The sequence below is a fragment of the Caenispirillum bisanense genome (genome assembly GCF_039523075.1).
Classification (GTDB): domain Bacteria; phylum Pseudomonadota; class Alphaproteobacteria; order Rhodospirillales; family Rhodospirillaceae; genus Caenispirillum; species Caenispirillum bisanense.
Window position 1 is genome coordinate 1 of the sequence record NZ_BAAAEP010000128.1, and the last position, 833, is coordinate 833.

The 833-nt window shown below is 68.1% G+C and carries 1 protein-coding gene; it reads right to left on the bottom strand.

What is annotated here, in order from left to right; all coding sequences use genetic code 11:
- Nucleotides 1-814, bottom strand: an 814-nt coding sequence (locus tag ABD056_RS22755) for an FtsK/SpoIIIE domain-containing protein (protein ID WP_343870584.1), incomplete at its 3' end; no start/stop codon positions are given.
- Nucleotides 815-833: the final 19 nt, after the last annotated feature.

Sequence of the window (833 nt, forward strand, 5' to 3'; positions counted from 1 at the left end):
GCTTCTGCGTCGTCGGCACGCACCAGATGCCAGCGGAGCGGCCCTTGCGAACGAGCGTCGCGATAGCGGTCTCGGCGCGCTGTCGCAGGTCGGCAGCGGTTTTGTCTCCGCGAGATACTGCGCCGGGGTCGAGCCACGTTTGGCACTCGTCAACGACGATGACGAGCAGCGGCACCGACTGGGAGGGGCCACCAGTCGTCCAGATCGACGCCCCTCCACGAAGGTCGGGCATCCGGTTAAGTCGGTCGCGCATCACGGCGACAAGGGATTCGAGTTGCTCGACCATGGCGGCGCGGTCTTCGTCGTCCCGGTGAAAGATCGCCGCGCGCGGTTCGATCCACTGCCAGTCGTAACCGCCCTTGCCGTCGAAGATCGCGAACTGAACCGCGGGCGACTGTGCGAGCGTTGCGAGCACCAGCGACAGCCCCGCCGTCTTGCCCGAGCCGGGGAGTCCACCGACGACAGTGCCGGAAACTTCCTTCAACCGCAGGCAAGCAGGCTCCCCGAAGATCGTGTAGCCGTAGGGCACCGCCGCGAAGTCGCCGGTCCACGGCATCGGCTCGACGAGCGGGCGCATGTCGCGCAGCGGTGAGCGCATCACGAGGGACACGACGAGCTTGCCCGGTCTCGTGCGGGCATCGACCTCAACCGCATCGGCCTTCATCGAGTCGCGCAGAGCCTCGCCCAGCTTCGCGATGTCCTCGACGGTCTTGCCGTCCGGGGGGCGCACAGCGAGGCGGATGCCGTGACGTGTCACGCGCAGCCCCCGCAGACGGGGCCCGTACCACGTCACTCGGTCGGAAGCATCCGTCATGGCCCGCTCACGTCGAGCG